13 protein-coding genes are annotated in these 17,017 nt (G+C 71.6%); 4 read left to right on the forward strand and 9 right to left on the reverse strand.

Going from position 1 to position 17,017, the window contains the following annotated elements; genetic code table 11:
- Positions 1 to 24: 24 nt before the first annotated feature.
- Positions 25 to 1,194 carry a pyridoxal phosphate-dependent aminotransferase gene (locus TA3x_RS12945; RefSeq protein WP_435021845.1) on the reverse strand — a complete coding sequence of 390 codons (1,170 nt, stop codon included), beginning with the start codon at positions 1,192 to 1,194 and terminating at the stop codon, positions 25 to 27.
- A gap of 264 nt (positions 1,195 to 1,458) precedes the next feature.
- On the opposite strand from TA3x_RS12945, the gene TA3x_RS12950 reads away from it, so the two are divergent.
- Positions 1,459 to 2,412 (forward strand): hypothetical protein, encoded by a 954-nt coding sequence (locus TA3x_RS12950; RefSeq protein WP_435021847.1) that lies wholly within the window; start codon positions 1,459 to 1,461, stop codon positions 2,410 to 2,412.
- Between the two features lie 29 nt (positions 2,413 to 2,441).
- On the opposite strand, the gene TA3x_RS12955 is transcribed toward TA3x_RS12950, so the two are convergent.
- The 5 genes from TA3x_RS12955 to TA3x_RS12975 form a co-directional block, all read right to left on the reverse strand.
- Positions 2,442 to 3,368 (reverse strand): ABC transporter ATP-binding protein, encoded by a 927-nt coding sequence (locus TA3x_RS12955; protein WP_435021849.1) that lies wholly within the window; start codon positions 3,366 to 3,368, stop codon positions 2,442 to 2,444.
- Positions 3,369 to 3,399: 31 nt separating this feature from the next.
- The gene (locus tag TA3x_RS12960; protein WP_435021851.1) at positions 3,400 to 5,670 is read right to left on the reverse strand and encodes a hypothetical protein; all 2,271 of its coding nucleotides are present in this window, start codon (positions 5,668 to 5,670) and stop codon (positions 3,400 to 3,402) included.
- A 14-nt stretch (positions 5,671 to 5,684) separates the two neighbouring features.
- Positions 5,685 to 6,008, reverse strand: a complete 324-nt coding sequence (locus TA3x_RS12965) for a MazG nucleotide pyrophosphohydrolase domain-containing protein (protein ID WP_435021853.1) — start codon at positions 6,006 to 6,008, stop codon at positions 5,685 to 5,687.
- Positions 6,009 to 6,399: 391 nt separating this feature from the next.
- Complete coding sequence (locus TA3x_RS12970) at positions 6,400 to 7,485, reverse strand: hypothetical protein (RefSeq protein ID WP_435021855.1); 1,086 nt, start codon at positions 7,483 to 7,485, stop codon at positions 6,400 to 6,402.
- A gap of 147 nt (positions 7,486 to 7,632) precedes the next feature.
- A complete protein-coding gene (locus TA3x_RS12975; protein WP_435021856.1) occupies positions 7,633 to 8,376 on the reverse strand; it encodes a dienelactone hydrolase family protein in 744 nt (247 codons plus the stop codon).
- Between the two features lie 132 nt (positions 8,377 to 8,508).
- On the opposite strand from TA3x_RS12975, the gene TA3x_RS12980 reads away from it, so the two are divergent.
- Positions 8,509 to 9,360, forward strand: coding sequence for a hypothetical protein (locus tag TA3x_RS12980; protein ID WP_435021858.1), 852 nt, complete (start codon positions 8,509 to 8,511; stop codon positions 9,358 to 9,360).
- On the opposite strand, the gene galK is transcribed toward TA3x_RS12980, so the two are convergent.
- Both galK and metK read right to left on the reverse strand, forming a co-directional pair.
- On the reverse strand, positions 9,361 to 10,578 hold the full coding sequence (gene galK, locus TA3x_RS12985; protein WP_435021859.1) for a galactokinase: 1,218 nt from the start codon (positions 10,576 to 10,578) through the stop codon (positions 9,361 to 9,363). It abuts the gene before it with no gap.
- Positions 10,579 to 10,738: 160 nt separating this feature from the next.
- On the reverse strand, positions 10,739 to 11,866 hold the full coding sequence (gene metK, locus TA3x_RS12990; RefSeq protein WP_435022354.1) for a methionine adenosyltransferase: 1,128 nt from the start codon (positions 11,864 to 11,866) through the stop codon (positions 10,739 to 10,741).
- 307 nt (positions 11,867 to 12,173) lie between these two features.
- Between metK and TA3x_RS12995 the strand changes: the two genes are divergently transcribed.
- Complete coding sequence (locus tag TA3x_RS12995) at positions 12,174 to 13,679, forward strand: aminopeptidase P N-terminal domain-containing protein (RefSeq protein ID WP_435021861.1); 1,506 nt, start codon at positions 12,174 to 12,176, stop codon at positions 13,677 to 13,679.
- A 40-nt stretch (positions 13,680 to 13,719) separates the two neighbouring features.
- Here TA3x_RS12995 and TA3x_RS13000 read toward each other — a convergent pair whose 3' ends face one another.
- Positions 13,720 to 15,489, reverse strand: a complete 1,770-nt coding sequence (locus TA3x_RS13000) for a S1C family serine protease (RefSeq protein ID WP_435021863.1) — start codon at positions 15,487 to 15,489, stop codon at positions 13,720 to 13,722.
- A gap of 323 nt (positions 15,490 to 15,812) precedes the next feature.
- Here TA3x_RS13000 and TA3x_RS13005 point away from each other — a divergent pair, with 323 nt between their 5' ends.
- The gene (locus TA3x_RS13005) at positions 15,813 to 17,012 is read left to right on the forward strand and encodes a WD40 repeat domain-containing protein (RefSeq protein WP_435021865.1); all 1,200 of its coding nucleotides are present in this window, start codon (positions 15,813 to 15,815) and stop codon (positions 17,010 to 17,012) included.
- Positions 17,013 to 17,017: the final 5 nt, after the last annotated feature.

Genomic DNA, 17,017 nt, shown 5'->3' on the forward strand with positions numbered 1-17,017 from the left:
CCCGGCCACATCCTCGGCGAATGTTCAGACCACGACCCGCAGCGTCCGGAGGCGGTTGATCGCCAGGTCCAGGGTCTCATCCTTCTTGCAGAAGCAGAACCGGATGTACCTGGAGCCGAGGGCCTTGTCCTGGAAGAAGCTGGAGCCGGGGACGGTGGCGACGCCGACCTCGCGGACGAGGTGGCGGGCGAACGCGACGTCGTCGGTGGCGCCGAAAGCCTCGATGTTGGCCATGACGTAGTAGGCCCCCTGGGGCGGGTCGAGGTCGAACCCGACGTCGAGCAGGGCGGAGCACAGGCGGTCGCGGCGGGCCTGGTAGTCGGCGGCGAGCCCGTCGTAGTAGGAGCGCGGGAGGCGATAGGCCACGGCCCCCGCGGCCTGGAGCGGCGCCGCGGCGCCGATGCTGACGAAGTCATGGACCCGGCGGAACGCGTGGGTCAGGTTCGGCGGGGCGATCATGGTGCCGATCCGCCAGCCGGTCACGGAGTAGGTCTTGCTCATCCCGCCGATCGTGATCGTCCGCTCGCGCATCCCGTCCAGGGACGCCAGCGACACGTGCGGGCGGCCGTCGTAGAGGATGTGCTCGTAGATCTCGTCGGTGATCGCCAGGACGTCCCACTTGCGGCACAGGGCCGCGACCTGCTCCAGCTCGTCGCGGGTGAAGACGGTGCCGGTCGGGTTGTTCGGGTTGCACAGGACGATGGCCTTGGTCCGGTCGTTGAACGACGCGGCCAGTTCGTCCGGGTCGAAGGTCCAGCCGGGCGGGCGGAACGGGACGAACCGGGGCGTGGCCCCGGCCAGGACGCAGTCGGGCCAGTAGTTCTCGTAGAACGGCTGCGACAGGATCACCTCGTCGCCGGGGTTGATCACCGAGAGCAGGGCGACCAGCATCGCCTCGGTGCTGCCGCAGGTGACGGTGATCTCGGTCTCGGGGTCGACGTCCAGCCCCAGGTGCCACTTCGCGTGATCGGCGATGCCGGACCGGAGGCCGGAGGCCCCCCAGGTGATGGCGTACTGGTTGACGTCCTCCTGGATCGCGCGGCAGGCGGCGTCCTTGATCTCGGCCGGAGCGGGGAAGTCGGGCATGCCCTGGGCCAGGTTCACGGCGCCGTGGGCGGCGGCCTCCAGCGACATGCCGCGGATCACGCTCTCGGTGAACCGCGACGCCTTCTGCGAGATCAGGGGGGCCTGCATCGGGACGGGACCTCGGGGCGATTCGGATCGGGGCTCGGCGGGCGTCCAGGGTGCCATTGTGTCGCAACCGGCGGATCGGGGCAATTCCGGTCCTGGAGCTCACGATCGGACCGACCGGGCCAACCGGCGTGACCCGCGATCGGCGCGTCGGGTCGGGCGTGTTTTGGGACGAGGCGACGATCCGGGCCGTCGATACTTCGGAGGGGAATCGGACCATTCGAAGGGCCTGGCATCGGCCGGGGTTGGCTACGGAGGGCAGCGAGCATGACCCGCGACGCATCGGACGGACGGAAGTCGAATCGGCGGGCCTTCCGGCCCACGCTGGACGGCCGCCTCGAATCGCGACTCCTGATGGCCGCCAAGGCGAACGTCGCCAGCGCCTTCGGCAACGCCCGGACCGCGGCGGGGGGCCAGGCCGTCGTCGTCACCCTGGCGAGCAAGGAGCGGTTCTACATCTCGATCGTCAACGGCGGGACCATCCGCGCCACGGCCGCGCCCCGGGGCCGGATCAACCTGATCATCGACGGCTCGTCGATCGACTCTCTGGTGACGATCAACCCGATCGTCCAGCTCGGCACCGTCCAGTCCAGCAACTCCCAGTCGGAAGGCTCGTCGCAGCAGGTGCTGGACGCCCACACCTTCCGCACGGCCCTCGGGAACCAGAGCCGGCTGGTGAACATCGCGTCGATCCGGGTCAGCTCGGGCACGATCGGGGCGATCGAGGGCTACCGCACCGCGATCCTGTCCGGGCCGGTGAACATCAAGAGCACCAACCGCGTCGACCGGCTCGCCTTCGCCTCGGTCGCCCGCCGCGGGTCGATCTCCGTGGGCGGCGACCTCAACACCCTGGACATCCTCACCGACGCGGACTTCAACACCGGGGCCGGCCTGAACGTCGGCCGCGACCTGAACAACATGAACGTCGGCGGCAACCTGACCTTCCAGAACGGCGCCGACATGACGGTCGGTCGCTACATCGGCCTGACCGCCCAGGCCGCCAAGGGGTCCGGGCCGGCCGGCAAGGGGGTCCAGGTCACGGGCGATACCACCATCGCCCCGGGCAGCTCGCTCTCGGTCGGCCTCGGCTTCCCCCCCAACAGCGCCTTCTCGACCTCCGGCTTCCTGGCCGGCGTGTCGCGGATCCAGGTCGGCGGTGAGCCGATCCTCGGCACCAGTCTCCTCGGCGCCTTCCCGGCGCTCGGCGGCGCCTCGATCTGAGACACCGCCCCGGGCCGGGAGGGATCGTCCTAGCTGGTAATCCCCTTGGTCAGGTGCATGAACGCCGTCTCCAGGTTGATCTCGTCCTCCTTGAACAGGGTGATGTCGAACCCCTGTTCCAGGAGGCGGGGCACCAGGAAGCTGTACTGGACGACCCCCTCGCGCATCTTGACGACCATCACGCCGTTCTTGTCCTGGACGTCCTCGACCTCCGGCTGCTTCTCCAGGAACAGGGCGGCGTCGGCGGCGCGGTCGGACACGCCGATGTTCAGGACGATGTCGGTCCGGACCTGCTTCATCACGTCGACCACGGCGCCGTTGACCAGCAGGACGCCCTGCTCGATGATGCCGATCTTGTTGCAGATGTCGGCCAGCTCCGGGAGGATGTGGCTGGACACCAGGATCGTCTTGCCCATCGCCCGCAGTTCCTTGAGCAGCGCCCGGATCTCGATCCGCGCCCGGGGGTCGAGCCCCGACGCCGGCTCGTCCAGCAGCAGCACCTGGGGGTCGTGCAGCAGCACGCGGGCCAGGCCGAGCCTCTGGGTCATCCCGCGCGATAGGCTGGTGACCAGGGCATCGCGCTTGTAGGTCAGGTCGACCAGCTCCAGCACCTCCTCGCAGATCTTCTTGCGGGCCGGGCCGGTGATCCGGTAGGCGGCGGCGAAGAATTCGAGGTATTCGATGACCTTCATGTCATCGTAGACGCCGAAGAAGTCGGGCATGTAGCCGATGGCGCGGCGGATGTCCTTGGCGCCGGTGTAGATCGAGTAGCCGCAGACGGTGGCCTCGCCCCAGGTCGGGTTGAGCAGCGTGGCCAGGATCCGCATCGTGGTCGTCTTGCCGGCGCCGTTGGGGCCGATGAAGCCGTAGACGTCCCCCTGGTTCAGGGTCAGGTTCAGGCGATTCAGGGCGTACAGGTCGCCGTACATCTTCGTCAGGTCATGCGTCTCGATCATTGCGGTGAGCCTTTCGAGGTGCCTGCGGCCCTTATTTGCCCCGGGACGCTTCCGGCTTGAGGGGGAGGATCACGCGGATCAGGGTGGTCTGCTCCACCTTCGCCGGGGACGGGGTGTCGCCCAGCAGGAGCTTCGCCGCGGGCCGGTCGACCTGGGCCACCAGCATCGGCCGCCCCAGTTCCAGCTGCCCGGTGAGGTCCAGGTCGTGCAGGGCCCGGCTGGGCAGGGAGACCTTGCCGGAGCGGTCGCTGTCGTGGAACATCAGCTCGCGGGCGAGGTTGGCCCGGTCGATCTTCGCGGTCTGCTGGCCGTAGAAGTTGTCCGGCATGAACGAGGCGCGGAGGTCGTCCAGGTAGCCGCCGAGCACTCGGTTGAGCGAGGCGTCGATCTGCACGGTGGCGCCCGGCTCGATCGTGGGGATCTGGTAATAGACCTGGGTGCCGTAGGCCAGCAGGACGTTCTTGAGCGGGATGTCGAGCCGGTTGGTGACGGTCCCTTCCACGCGGTCGGTGCCGACCGCCGACAGGTCGGAATCGACCACCGGCGACGGCGCCGGCCCGTCCCACCGGCCGGCGAAGGCCTTGGTGCTCCAGATCCCGACCCGCACCCCTTCCAGCCGCTCCGCCCGGCCGGCCGGCTCGTAGGCGTAGCCCGACCCGCCGAAGCCGGTGCCGCGCCCGCGGTTGTTCATCCCCCGCAGTCCGGCCTCAGGGGCCCCGAACCAGGAGACCATCGTCTCGGTGCCGGGGGGCGGCGGAGGCACCTCGCCCGCGTCGGCCGCCGGCTCGGGGCGGTCCGGCGCCAGCGGCGCGATGGCCACGTCGTAGTCGCGGTTCTGGGGGCTGAACACGTTGAAGAAGGTCGAGCCCCGGACCCTTTTCGTCGCCAGGTCCACGTCCACGATGTCCACCTTGTTGACCCGGAGGTCGGTCCCCTTGATCCGGTAGGCGGCGTAGTACGCCAGCAGGCTCACCGCGACCACGATCGTGGGGAAGGTGATCCAGGTCAGCTCCATCCGCTTCAGGACCTTCTTCAGGAAGAAGTAGTCCCCGGGGCCGATCAGCAGGATGTACAGGAAGATGAACCCGGCCACCCAGCCGAACGGGACGAGGGTCACCCCCTGGAACTGCTCCAGCGCCTGGAGGAGCCGGCTGGACAGGTCCGAGACGCCCGACTGCACCAGGCGGCCGGCCTGGTTGATCGCCGCGTTGGCGTCGCCGGGCGGGGCCTTCAGGTCCATCGCCTTGACCCAGAACAGGGCCCGGTCCGGCCAGTCGGCGAACGGCTTGGCGTCCACGTCCAGCCCGATCACCGTGACCCGGCCGAAGCCGTAGGGGCCGCGGACGATCAGCGGGGTGGACAGGGTCGAGGCGATCACCTGGCCGCCGCGGGCCTCGACCTCCTCGAACTTGGCGGCCCGGCCCTGGTTGGCCTCGGAGACGATCGGCTTGGAGCCGCCGGCGAACGCCTCGATCGCCTCGTAGGGCTCGACCTGGACCTGGCCGGCGATCCGGAGCGGCAGCATCGGGCCGAGCACGCTGTCGTTGACCGCCTGCCAGTTCGACCCGACGGCGACCACCAGGTGTCCGCCCCGCTCGACCCAGCGGCGGAGCGCCTCGCCCCGCCCGGCCGAGAGGGCGGCCAGCGTCTCCTTGTCGTTGGTGTCGATGGCCACGGCGTCGGCCGCGTCGTAGCCGTACCACCGGCCGGGCAGCAGGTCCTCGGCCGCGCCGGGCTGGGCCACGGCCACCTCGCGGGCGCGGCCGTAGGTGGCCGGCCCGTTGCGGTCGGCGTTGAAGCCGGGCAGGGTGGGGATCTGCTTGATCCCCTGGGGCTGGCCCAGGGCCACCAGGAGGTAGTCCTCCGCGGTCAGGGCGTCGGGGACCTTCGAGCCCATCAGGGAGCCGATCGCCGCGTCGTTGACGGCGCGACGGCCGGTCTTGCCGTCGCGGAACCGGAGCGTGGCGAAGTCGGGGTCGGTCGACCCGACCCGGACGTAGGCGGTCACCCTTTGACCCTGGCCGGGGCCGACCTGGACCGGCTGGCGGACCACGGTCTCCGTGCCGTACTCGTCGGGGGCGACCAGCTCCATGACGCCGGCGAACCCCTGCGGCCCGCCCCGGAGCTGGATCCAGACCGGGGTCCACGAGCCGGGCTTGAACCGCTCTTCGAACCCGACGCGGACGTTCTCGACCTCGACGGCGGGCGCGGCCGCCCGGGCCGTGGCGACGGTGGATGCCATCGCCGCGAGGGCGGCGATCATCCGGAGAAAGGGGCGGGATCCGGGTCTATGGGTGGTCACGCTGGGGGGTCCGTTCAGGGTTTCTCCGCCGGGTCGCACCGGCAGGGGATCGCGTCGCACCCGGGGCACGCCTCGCCGTATTTCCGCCAGGCCGCCGCCTCGAGGTCCACGCCCCGGACGTTGGCCAGGGTCACCAGCCAGGCCAGGACGTCGGCCATCTCCAGCGCCAGCTCCTCGGGCGTCCCGGTCCGCAGGGCGGTGGCCAGCTCCCCGACCTCCTCGGCGAACCAGAGGAAGGTCCCGGCGTCGCCCCGGGTGGCGTCCTTGGCCCCGTAAAGCTCGCGGATCCGGCGCTGGAGGGCCCCGATGCTCAGCCCTCCCGGGGGTGGTTCGCTCATGGGGCCGAGATCTTGCGCCAGGATGAGGCTTCGACGACGCGCGGGCCGACGACGCCCGCGCAGGGATACCAGGGTCGCGGAGGGTCGGTCGATTGTCAAGGGCCGGGCCCCCTGCGGGCGGCCGCCCGGGTGTCCCTTTTGATTTCGGCGTTCTGGGCTCCGGGTGGCTGTGGTTGGCTTGCCAACCACGGCGCTCGTGATGCAATCGCGGGGTGATGGCCATCGCGGCCCCGGGCCAAGGATCATCGACGCCGGCCATCGATCGCCGAGCGGGCTCGTCGGCGCCGTGGTTGGCAAGCCAACCACAGCCACCCAGCGGCGGCCCCCCAGCCCTGACCCCGCGTGGGGCCGGATGGCGTCTCGATCCGGCCGGCCGGAGGCGTCGGATGGCTCATCCCGGCCTCCCATCCGCGAGCGTCCGGAGGCCGGGGGCTGGGTTCGTTTTGCACGGCGTGTGGGCGGGCGGGCCGAACGACGCGGGCCGGGGCGCCGGCGGGGGAGCGGTCGCGGGTCGGCGGCGGATCGGCACGGGCCGGGCGTCCGGGGCGGCCTTCGGCGCGGGGGCCGGGGCTGCTGGGATCGATGGGGCGGCGTTGGGTTCGTTTCGCGCCTCGACCTCGTGGAACTCGCGTAGGGCCCGGAACAGCCCGCGCTCGGCGGCGGCCTCGTAACGACGCGCCAGCTGCGCCTCCTTGGACGGGTCGAAAAGGGCGCGGTCGCCCGCCTCGGCGCGGTCGGCGGCCTCGTTTTCGTCGTCGATCAGGGGGCGCAGCTCGCGCAGGGCCTCGACCTCGGCATCGATCAGCGCGGCCAGCTGCTCGCGGGCCCACCGCATGCGGGCGTTGCGAGACAGCCCGGCCCCCTGGTCGGCGGTCAGGCCGGAGAAGTCGCCCCGCAGGGCCCGCAGGATCGGGTCGAACTGGGTCGGCGGGTGCATCCCGGGGTGACGGCCGAGGAGGCGGTCGAGCTGCCGGTCGTCGTGCTCGTTCCAGGCGAGCTTGCCGGGCTGGGCCAGCTTGCCGCGCAGCACCAACCAGGCCTCGGTCAGCCCGTCGATCCCCTCGGGCGTCTCCAGCAGCCGGGTGACGGCCCGGTCGGGGTCGATGTCCAGGATGACGCCGAGTTCGTTGACCTCGGCGCGGCGTGCCGCGTCTCGGGCCTTCTGGGCGTCGCGGACCCGCCGGGCGGTCATGGCCGCGTCGTGCCGGCCGCATCTGTCGAGTCGGTGGGAGAAGACGGCGATCCGCTTCAGGAGGATCCGGCCCATCAGCCCGGAGGGCTTCATCTCGGCGACGAGCTGGGCGGCCACGACGTCGACCTCGGCCGCTTCCCCTTCGGGCAGCACGACGCCGTCGCCGGCCAGCCCGTGCTTCAGGGCGTTGCGAGACGATTTGCGACGCCCTTCCGGGCTGGTCGGCCCGGTGCTTTTCAGGGCGTTGGCCCGGTTCGCGGCCAGTCGGGCGGGGCTGCAGGGCATGGCGTGGACTCCTCGCGGCTCGTCGATGATGCGGGGTGCCGACGCCCGGCGGCGCCGTCGCCCTACATATTCAGAATCGCGAGGGGTGCCTAAACATACTATTTCGACATGTCGGGGGATTTTTCGGGGAGAAAGGGCCGCCCCCGATCAGGCGGTGAACGACCGGCGGAACCGCTCGATCATCGCCGCGAAGGCCTGGTCGGTCGCCTCGGGGTCGTATCGGGGCCCTTCGTCCCGCATGAAGGCATGCTCGGCCGGCAGGAGGAGGAAGTCCGCGGGGACCGACGCCGAGCGGAGGGCGGACTCGATCGCCAGCCGCCCCTCGGGGGGGACGTGGGGGTCCAGGCTGCCGAACACCATCAGGAGGTCGCCCCGGATCTCCCCGGCGCGGGCCAGAGACCCGGCGTCGTCGTCGCGGCCGAGCTTGCCGTTGTGGATGCCCGTCCCGTAGAAGCAGACCGTGGCCTTCACGTCGGGCTGCAACGCCGCCCGGAACGCCAGGTGCCCGCCCAGGCAGAACCCGCTCGCACCGAGCTGCCCCGGCGCAACCGCCGGATGGGCGGCCAGGTAGTCGAGCGCCGCGCGGCAGTCGGCGTCGTAGTGGGCGACCGGCATCTTCGCGGTGTCCTCCAGGCCCCGGGTGCGCCCGGCGTCGTCGAACGGGATGGCGGTCCCCTTCGGCTCGATCCGGTGGTAGATCTCCGGGGCCGCGACCACGAACCCGTATCCGGCCAGCCGCTCCGACACCCGGAGCATCGGCCCGGTGAGCTGGAAGATGTCCGAGTAGAAGACGATCCCCGGGAACCGCCCCTCGGCGCGGGGCCGGGCCTGGAACGTCCGCATGGGGGAGCCGTCGACCGGGATGTCGACGAATTCCGTCGTGATGACCATCGCATGCACCTCGCGTCGGGAGATCGGGATGAACGGACCAATGTACCCGGCGAGTCGATGGCGGTCGCGGGGGTGGGCTGATAGGATGGGCCGGGGGGTGGAATCAGGGCGGAAAGGAATCGGGGCACCGCGATGGGCAAGTCCGACGTCCCTTATCGGCTGGTGATCTTCGACGCCCTGGACAACCCGACGGCGGTGCGGGACCTGTTCAGCCGCGTGACCGGGGCGCATCCCACCGATGCGATGCAGTGGGTGGCCAAGGTGCCCGGGGTCTGGCCGAAGATGCTCGATGAGGCGCAGGCCCGGCAGTTGCTCGACGGGCTGTTCGAGCTGCACGTGGCCGCCGAGGCGTGGCGGGCCGACGCCTTCCCGGACATCGCCCGGCCCCGGACGATCCACGAGGCGAGCTGCCTGCCGGGCGGGTTCCGCGTGACCGGCCTGCGGGGCGAGCCGACCCACTGGGTCCCCTGGGACAAGATCGAGCTGGTCTGCGCCGGGCGGATCGACGCCGAGGACGAGTTCCGCGAGGTCTCGCCGCCCGGCTGGATCAACGCCATCTCGACCGGCTTCCGCGCCGCGGTGGGTCGGGCCCCGAGGCAGGCCCGCCGGCTCCGGGCGTCCCGGGTGACGCGCGACCCGGTGGGCGAGGTGATCGTGGTCCGCCGCGACCCGAGGGTGGCGTTCCGGATCGTCGAGAACAAGATGAACTACGCCTATCTCGGCGACCGGCTCCGCACGTCGGCCGCCGAGAACTTCCCCCAGTTCGTCGGCGACCTCCGCCGGCTCTCGACCGACGCCTACATCACGCCCAGCACCGTGGCGCTGCTGGACGGCACCGACCCGGACGATCCCGAGGCGGAGCCGTTCCCCTCGTCGCAGGCCCTCCTCGACTACGCGACGCTCCGGCTCCTGTGGAGCTGGTATCGCCGCGATCGCGAGGCGAGCCGGGGCACCGAGTCCTCGGGCGAGTTCAACCAACTCTGATCACGGGGCCGCGTCCAGCCGCCGCGACGAGGCGCCGTCGGCGGCGTGGCAGATGTGGACGTCCGGGACCAGCTTGGTCCGGCGGGCATAGCCGGCGCGGACCGCCTCGGCGAAGGCGTCGGCGTCGTCGGACCGGACCAGGTTGACCGTGCAGCCCGCCCACCCCGCGCCCGAAAGCTTCCCGCCCAGGAAGCCGGGGGCGACCTCGGCCGACTCGATCAGGGCGTCGAGCGCCGGAGAACTGTTCTGGAAGTCGTCGCGGCTGGAGGCGTGCGACGCCGACATCAGCGAGCCGAACCGGGCGACATCGCCGGCCCGCAGGGCCTCGGCGCCGTCGCGGACCCGGTCGTTCTCGGTCAGGACGTGGCGGGCGCGGAGCCGGCCGACCGGGTCGAGCCGGTCCCACTCCTCCCGGAGTTCGCCCAGGGTCACGTCGCGGAGGAGCGTGATCGCCTCGTCCTGCTTCGCCGCGCGGAAGTGGGCGACGACCCCCTCACACTCGGCGTGGCGGCGGTTGTACATCCCGTCGGCCAGCTGGCGCGAGGTCTTGCTGTCGCAGACGACGATGGCCGGGGCGGGGTCGCCGAGCGTGACCCGGTCATACTGGAGGGTCCGGCAGTCGAGGAAGACGGCGTGATCGCGGCGGCCGAACAGCGAGGTGAACTGGTCGAGCAGGCCCGAGGCGACGCCGACGAACTCGTTCTCGGAGCGCCGGAGGGTGTGGGCCAGGGCCATCCGGCTGGGGTCGTCCGGATCCGATCCGCCCGGGTCGGCGACGCGTGCCAGGAACATCGCCAGGGCCGCCTGGAGGCTGGCGGAACTCGACAGCCCGGCGCCTAAGGGCACGTTGCCGGCCAGGGTGGCCACGAAGCCCCGGGGCAGGGGGCCACCGGCCTCCTGGATCGCCCAGGTCACGCCCCGGATGTACTGGCGCCACGATCCGGGCTCGGCCGGCCGGATGGGGTCGAGCGGGAAGGCGTCGTCCTGGCCGAGGTTGGCCGATCGGATCCGGCCATCGCGTTCCGGCGTGGGGCGGCCGACGACGACCGTCTCGCGGTCGATGGCGGCGGCCAGCACCAGGCCGCCGTTGTAGTCGGTGTGATTCCCGAGCAGCTCGACGCGGCCGGGGGCCCGCCCCAGGAAAGCGGGCGGACGCGGGTCGATCTCGGCGAAGGCGAGGCGTGCCGACGCTTCGTTACTGGGCATGGAGCTGGACATGGACATGGTCGGCGTGACCTTCCCGGAGGGGCGGGGTCGGTTCTCCCGGGCGGGGTCCCAGGCCACCGACCGCCCCGGCGACGAGGCCGGGGCGGGGAGGCCGGAACTTGAAAGCGCGGGAATCCCGCCCGGTCCATCGGTCGGTCAACTCGGGAGCAACTCAGAGTCCGGCGGCCTTGCGGAGGGCGGCGGCGTCCTCGGTCTTCTCCCAGGTGAAGTCGGGCTCGGAGCGGCCGAAGTGGCCGCCGCTGGCCGTCTTCTGGAAGATCGGGCGACGGAGGTCGAGGTGCTTGATGATCCCGGCCGGGCTGAGCGGGAACTGCTTGCGGACCAGCTCCGCGATCTTGGTGTCGGGGATCTTGCCGGTCCCCTCGGTGTCGACCAGGACGCTGACCGGCTCGGACACGCCGATGGCGTAGGCCAGCTGGATCTCGCAGCGGTCGGCGAGGCCGGCCGCGACGATGTTCTTGGCGACGTGGCGGGCCATGTAGGCGGCCGAGCGGTCGACCTTCGTGGGGTCCTTGCCGCTGAAGGCGCCGCCGCCGTGGCGGCCCCGGCCGCCGTAGGTATCGACGATGATCTTCCGCCCGGTCACGCCGGCGTCGCCGTGAGGGCCGCCGACCACGAAGTTGCCGGTCGGGTTGATGTGGTAGATGATGTCGCCGTGGACCAGCTCCTTGGGCAGGACCGGCTCGATCACCTGCTTGATGATGGTGTCGCGGATCGTCTTGTTGTCGACGTCCGGGGCGTGCTGGGTCGACACGACCACGGTGTGGACGCGGACCGGCTTGCCGCCCTCGTACTCGACGGTGACCTGGCTCTTGCTGTCCGGGCGGAGCCAGGGGATCGTGCCGTCCTGGCGCAGCTCGGTCAGGCGATTGATGATCCGGTGCGACAGGGCGATCGGCATCGGCATCAGCTCGGGCGTCTCGTTGGACGCGAAGCCGAACATCAGCCCCTGGTCGCCGGCCCCGATATCCTTGCCCGCCCCTTCGTCAGCGTTCACGCCCATGGCGATGTCGGGCGACTGCTTGCCCAGGGCGACCATCACGCCGCAGGTCGTGGCGTCGAAGCCCATGTCGCTGGAGGTGTAGCCGATCTCTTTGACGACCCGGCGGACGACGTCGGCGTAGTTCACCTGCGCCGAGGTCGTGATCTCGCCGGCGACGACCACCAGGCCGGTCGTCAGCAGGGTCTCGCAGGCGACGCGGGCCGCCGGGTCCTGGGCCAGGATGGCGTCGAGGATGCCGTCGGAGATCTGATCGGCCATCTTGTCCGGATGGCCCATCGACACCGATTCGCTGGTGAACAGATGGCGGTCTTGAGACACGAAGGGTGTTCCTCCCGAGGCGATGGGGCGGTATATGCCGGGCGGTCGGGTGCCGGCCGGACCTTGAGGCGCGACGTGCGCGGACGCACGCCCGTCCGTGAGCGAGGGGTCCGAGTGTAGCAAGTCGCCGGACCGGCTGTCCATTCGACCCTCGGCGGACTCTCCCGCCGCGTGGCTTTCCGGCGGAGTTCGTTGGAAATCGGCGACGCCCGCGGCCACAATCGGGCAACGTCGCCCATCTTAGCGCCCCGCCCGGAGAAGACCGATGCTCGCACCGATCCGCCCCGCCAACCGCCCGGCCCCGGCGGGATGGGTCCTGGCCGCGCTGGCCTGGGTCGTCCCGGCCGTCTCCGCGGAGGGGGGGGCCGTGCCGGTCGTCCCGCACGCCTCGGCCCCCTTATTAAACGGCCAGCCGCCCGAGGCGTACAAGAAGCGTCGCCGCGACCTGATGGAGCGGATCAAGGGGGCTGATGCGGCCTCGGCGACCCTTCGCGATGCGATCCGGGCCGCCGAGGGGCACGGCGGGGCGGCGCCCGAGCCCGGGCCGGTCGTGATCCTGCTGGGGCGCGGGGTGCCGCCCGAGGACGGCAAGTTCGCCCAGGAGCCGAACTTCGCCTACCTCACCGGCGTGGCCGAGGAGGACGCCGCCCTGATCCTCCGGCCCGACACCGGGGAGGAAGCCTTGTACCTCCCGCCCAGGAACCCCGCCCAGGAGCGGTGGAACGGCCCGAGGCTGGCCCCGGGGCCGGAGGCCCAGGCGCGGACCGGGTTCGACCGGGTCGAGTCGTCGGCCCTGTTCCTGGCCGACGCGTTCCGGGCGGTGGCCGACCCGCGATCCGGGCTCCACGCCCGGGCGGCCACGGTCCACCTGATCGAGCCCGAGGCCCGGCCGGGCTCGACCTCGGTCGCCGCCCGGTTCGCGCGGTTCCTCCGCGAGGGGGCGCCCCATGCCCGGTTCGTCGACGTGGCCCCGCGGCTCAACGAGATGCGGAAGGCGAAGTCGGAGCCCGAGATCGCCCTGATCCGCCGCGCCATCGCCGCCACGGCGGTCGCGCAGGACGAGGTGGCCCGCCTGCTCGCACCGGGCGTGACCGAGAATCGTCTGGAAGGGGCGATCCTGGGGGCGTTCCTCGCCGGGGGCGGTTCGCGGGCGGCCTTCCCGTCGATCGTCGGCTCCGGCCCCAATTCCACGGTGCTCCACTACAACCGCAACGACCGGACGGTCGGCGGCGGGGAACTCGTGGTGGTGGACATCGGCGCGGAGGTCCACGGCTACGCGGCCGACATTACCCGCACCTATCCGGCCGACGGCGTCTTCACCCCCCGCCAGCGCGAGGTCTACCAACTCGTCCTGGACGCCCAGTCCGGCGCGGCGGCCCAGTTCAAGCCGGGGGAGACGACCATCGCCACCCTGTCGCGGTGGGTCAAGGACTTCTTCCGCAAGAGCCCGCTCCGGGCCCGGGACGAGACCGGGACCGAGCAGACGATGGACCACTTCTTCACCCACGGCCTCGGCCACCACATGGGCCTGGAGGTCCACGACGTGGGCGACACCTCGAAGCCGCTCGCCCCCGGCGAGGTCTTCACCATCGAGCCCGGCCTCTACCTCCCCTCGGAAGGCTTCGGCGTCCGGATCGAGGATGACTACCTGGTCACGAAGGACGGGCTGGAGAAGTTGTCCGGGGACATCCCCAGCGACCCGGCCGAGGTGGAGCGGCGGATCAGCGACCGCCGATCCTCGTCGCCCCCCCGCGCCGCGACCGCCCCCTGATCGCGGCGCGAACTCGCCCCGGCCCCGGGCCGACGCCCGATCAGTGGAACGTCGATTGGAACCGGAGCATGCCGACGAGCGGGGGCATCTTCCCCTCGGACCTCTGGACGAAGTCGACCGCGATCCGGTTCACCTGGCCCTGGGTCATGTCCAGCTCCCAGATCCGGAATTCCCCGGCGAGCATGTTGGAGCCCCGGCCGTTGCCGCTGAAGTCCAGGCCCGGGGCGTCGTTGCTGAACGGATACCGCTTGGCGTCCCGATACTCGGCCGCCTCCAGCATCCGATTGCCGCCGGCCGAGAGCGACAGGGTCCAGTTGCCGAAGTCGCCGATTTGGCAGCGGAGGGCCGGGCCCTGCATCTGGAAGGACAGGTCCCCCTTCCCATACGAGTAGGATTTCCCCTGGCCGATGTAATCCCCCGCCGTGCTCTCGACGCGGACGTAGGAGATCGGCGAGGTGCTGCGGGGCGGCCGGATGAATCGGCCTTCGCGGAGGGCGTCGAAGGATGGCCGCGGGGCCCCTTCCAGGAACAGGGGCAGGCTGGACCGGCCGATCTCCTCCTTGCCCCGGAGCGCGACCACGGCGCAGCTGACCGCGTCGTCGGCGTTGGGCTCCGTCACCTCGATCTCGCGGGCCTGCGACAGGTCCAGGGCGAGCCTTTGCCCGCCGACCTGCACCGGCAGTTCCTTGGGGGCCTCGGGCGCCGGGTCCAGCGGACGACCGTCGGCCGCGATGGCCTCCGGGCCGGGCGACAGGCGCAAGGTGCGGAGCCGTCCGAGCCGCACGCCGGCGCCGCCCGACCGGAGTTCGATGTCCTCCGCGTTGCCCTTCACGGACCCGTCGGGATACCGGACCTCCACGCCGACGCTCCGCGGCCCCTTGGTCGCGGGGAAGGGGACATCGCTCGCAACGTACGCGTCCCCCGCGCGGGTCATGGGCTTGCGACGCTCCTGGGGCGTGCCGGCGGCGAACACGAGTTGCAGGTCCGGCGGCGTCGAGCCCGCGATGGGCGACGCGACCTGGGCCCGGAATTCGACCGATTCGCCGGGCATCGCCGTGTCGCCATGCCCCATCGCCGCGAAGTCGATCTCCGGCATGGAGAGGAATCGGTCCAGGATGGTGACCGGGATCGCCAGGTCGATGCCCGCCCCGAACTGCCCCTCGACGCGGCCGACGACCACGCCCACCACGTTCCCCCTGGCGTTCAGCACCGGCCCCCCGGAATTCCCCGGGTTGACCGCCGCGTTGAGCTGGATCCGCTCCAACCGGCCATCCTTCCGCCGGAGCGAGCTGATCGCCCCGCGATTGACGCTGATCGACGGATACTGCTCGTTCCTGGGCGTCGCCACGATCATGGTCTGGTTGCGGCCGAACGGGAAGCCGAAGATGAACACCTCGTCCAGTTCCGCCAGGCCATCGGCAGAGCCCAGCGGCAGCGCGGGCAGGCCCCTGGCCGATTCGGCCCGCAGCAGGGCCAGGTCCGCCTCGCGGTCGCGGCGGACGACCTTCGCGTCGAAGACCTGCTGCTCCAGCGACCCCGACCCCATCACGACCTTGATCTTCGCGCCGTCGCCCGCCCCCGGCCCGCGCAGGACGTGGTCGTTGGTGACGAATAGCCCCGACGGGTGGACGCAGAAGGCCGTGGCCGAGCGGTTCCCGCCGAACTCCAGGAAGGCGGTCGCCTCCCTCCCGCGCCGGGCGATCTCGGCCCGGGGAAGCTCCGGCCCCTCGGCGCCCCGGACCGCCGGCGCCCCCCATGTCGCCCAGGCCAGGAAGGCCGCCCCCCAGAAACTCGCCGATCTCAGGATCATCGTCGCCCCCGTCGCCCGGACACACGACACGGCCCCGGTGGGGGGACCGGCCGAACCCGCAGCCACCCAGATCCTCGGGCATGCCGGAGATGCCTGCTGGTGTGATGATGCGGCTCGGCCCCAGTATCCTCGCCGCGTCGATGGCGGGAAAGGATGCGGTTCCCCGAATATTTCGAGGCCCGGCCGCGTCAGCAGGGGCTCCCGGCCGCCGGTCGGCCGACCCCGGCCCCCTCGGAGATCCAGCCATGCCCGTCGATCCTTCGGCATCCGAATCCGGCGATCGGCCCGACCCCGCCCGCAGATCGCACCGACGCGCCCGGCTTGTGGGACTAGCCCTCGCGGTGGTCCTGGCGGCGGGGGGGCTCCATCTCTGGCTGAAGCCGAGGCCCCGGCTGATGTTCGCCTTCGCGAACACGGCCAATCAGACGGCGTTCTCGCCCGACGGGCGGGCCTTGCTCTCGGGCGGGCCGGGTTTCGAGTCGGTCCCCTCGACCGACTGGTGGGCCGAGCCCGGGGACGTGTCCTGGCGGGCGCGGCTCTCGCTCCGCGACGGCCGGAGCGGGGCCCCGCTCCTCGGCGATTCGCTGGGAGGGATGAGGCTGGAGCCCGAGGCCACGCCGACGCCGGTCGAACTCCTGGACTTCTCGCGCGATGGCGGTTTGATCGCGGCCGGCGGCTGGGACTCGGTCTCGGTCCCGGGCCGGACCGGGATCCTCCGGATCTGGGACGCGGCGACCGGCGTGGAAGGGCCGACCCTCGACCTCCCGGGTCATGGCGGGCAGGTCGCCTTCGCCGACGGCGGCCGGACGCTCTTGATGAGGGAGATGGTCGGTTCCGACCAGGAACGGATCCATCGCTGGGACGCCCGGACCTGGCAGCCCTTGCCCGAGATCCTCCTCTCCAACCTGGTCCACGAGGCGGCGATCTTCGCCCCGGATGGGTCGGCCCTCGCCGTCGCCGACCTGGCCGGGGTGGCGATCACCCTGTACGACCTGCCCTCGGGCCTGAAACGGACGGTCCTGGCCGATCCCGACCGCTCCGGCCCGCAACTCTCGTATATCGCCCTGCAATTCTCCCCGGACGGGCGCACCCTGGCCGTGATCCGCGCCGACGGGGCGGTCCAGCTCTGGGATGTCCCCTCGTCGACGATCCGTCGTACCCTCCGCCCGGATCTCGGCGACCTGTCGCTGGGCTGGTCGATCGCCTGCGGGGACCGCTACCTGGCCCTCGGGGCCTTCGAGGAAATCACCCCGTCCTGGGCCCAACGGCTGGTGCGCCGGTTCACACCGGGGGGGCGTCCGGCGGCCTCGGCCCTGCCCGTCGCGGGCCGGATCCGGATCGTCGACGGCCTGACCGGGCGCGAGGTCGCGACCCTGGAGGGGTTCAACACCAGGTCGGTCCGCCTGGCCTTTTCGCCCGACGAGCGGACCCTGGCCACCACGGAGATGGACATCGACGCGACCGGCACGCGGCAGGGGGTGTGGTACGCGACCAAGGTCTGGGACATCTCGGCGGTGCGATGACGCCC

This window comes from Tundrisphaera macrotermitis, from assembly GCF_051175315.1.
Lineage (GTDB): Bacteria > Planctomycetota > Planctomycetia > Isosphaerales > Isosphaeraceae > Tundrisphaera.

What these genes read in the sequence shown, in the direction of transcription:
- TA3x_RS12945 (WP_435021845.1), bottom strand. Translation starts at nt 1,194, where the DNA reads ATGCAGGCCCCCCTGATCTCGCAGAAGGCGTCGCGGTTCACCGAGAGC.
- TA3x_RS12950 (WP_435021847.1), top strand. Translation starts at nt 1,459, where the DNA reads ATGACCCGCGACGCATCGGACGGACGGAAGTCGAATCGGCGGGCCTTC.
- TA3x_RS12955 (WP_435021849.1), bottom strand. Translation starts at nt 3,368, where the DNA reads ATGATCGAGACGCATGACCTGACGAAGATGTACGGCGACCTGTACGCC.
- TA3x_RS12965 (WP_435021853.1), bottom strand. Translation starts at nt 6,008, where the DNA reads ATGAGCGAACCACCCCCGGGAGGGCTGAGCATCGGGGCCCTCCAGCGC.
- TA3x_RS12970 (WP_435021855.1), bottom strand. Translation starts at nt 7,485, where the DNA reads ATGCCCTGCAGCCCCGCCCGACTGGCCGCGAACCGGGCCAACGCCCTG.
- TA3x_RS12975 (WP_435021856.1), bottom strand. Translation starts at nt 8,376, where the DNA reads ATGGTCATCACGACGGAATTCGTCGACATCCCGGTCGACGGCTCCCCC.
- TA3x_RS12980 (WP_435021858.1), top strand. Translation starts at nt 8,509, where the DNA reads ATGGGCAAGTCCGACGTCCCTTATCGGCTGGTGATCTTCGACGCCCTG.
- galK (WP_435021859.1), bottom strand. Translation starts at nt 10,578, where the DNA reads ATGTCCAGCTCCATGCCCAGTAACGAAGCGTCGGCACGCCTCGCCTTC.
- metK (WP_435022354.1), bottom strand. Translation starts at nt 11,866, where the DNA reads ATGGGCCATCCGGACAAGATGGCCGATCAGATCTCCGACGGCATCCTC.
- TA3x_RS12995 (WP_435021861.1), top strand. Translation starts at nt 12,174, where the DNA reads ATGCTCGCACCGATCCGCCCCGCCAACCGCCCGGCCCCGGCGGGATGG.
- TA3x_RS13000 (WP_435021863.1), bottom strand. Translation starts at nt 15,489, where the DNA reads ATGATCCTGAGATCGGCGAGTTTCTGGGGGGCGGCCTTCCTGGCCTGG.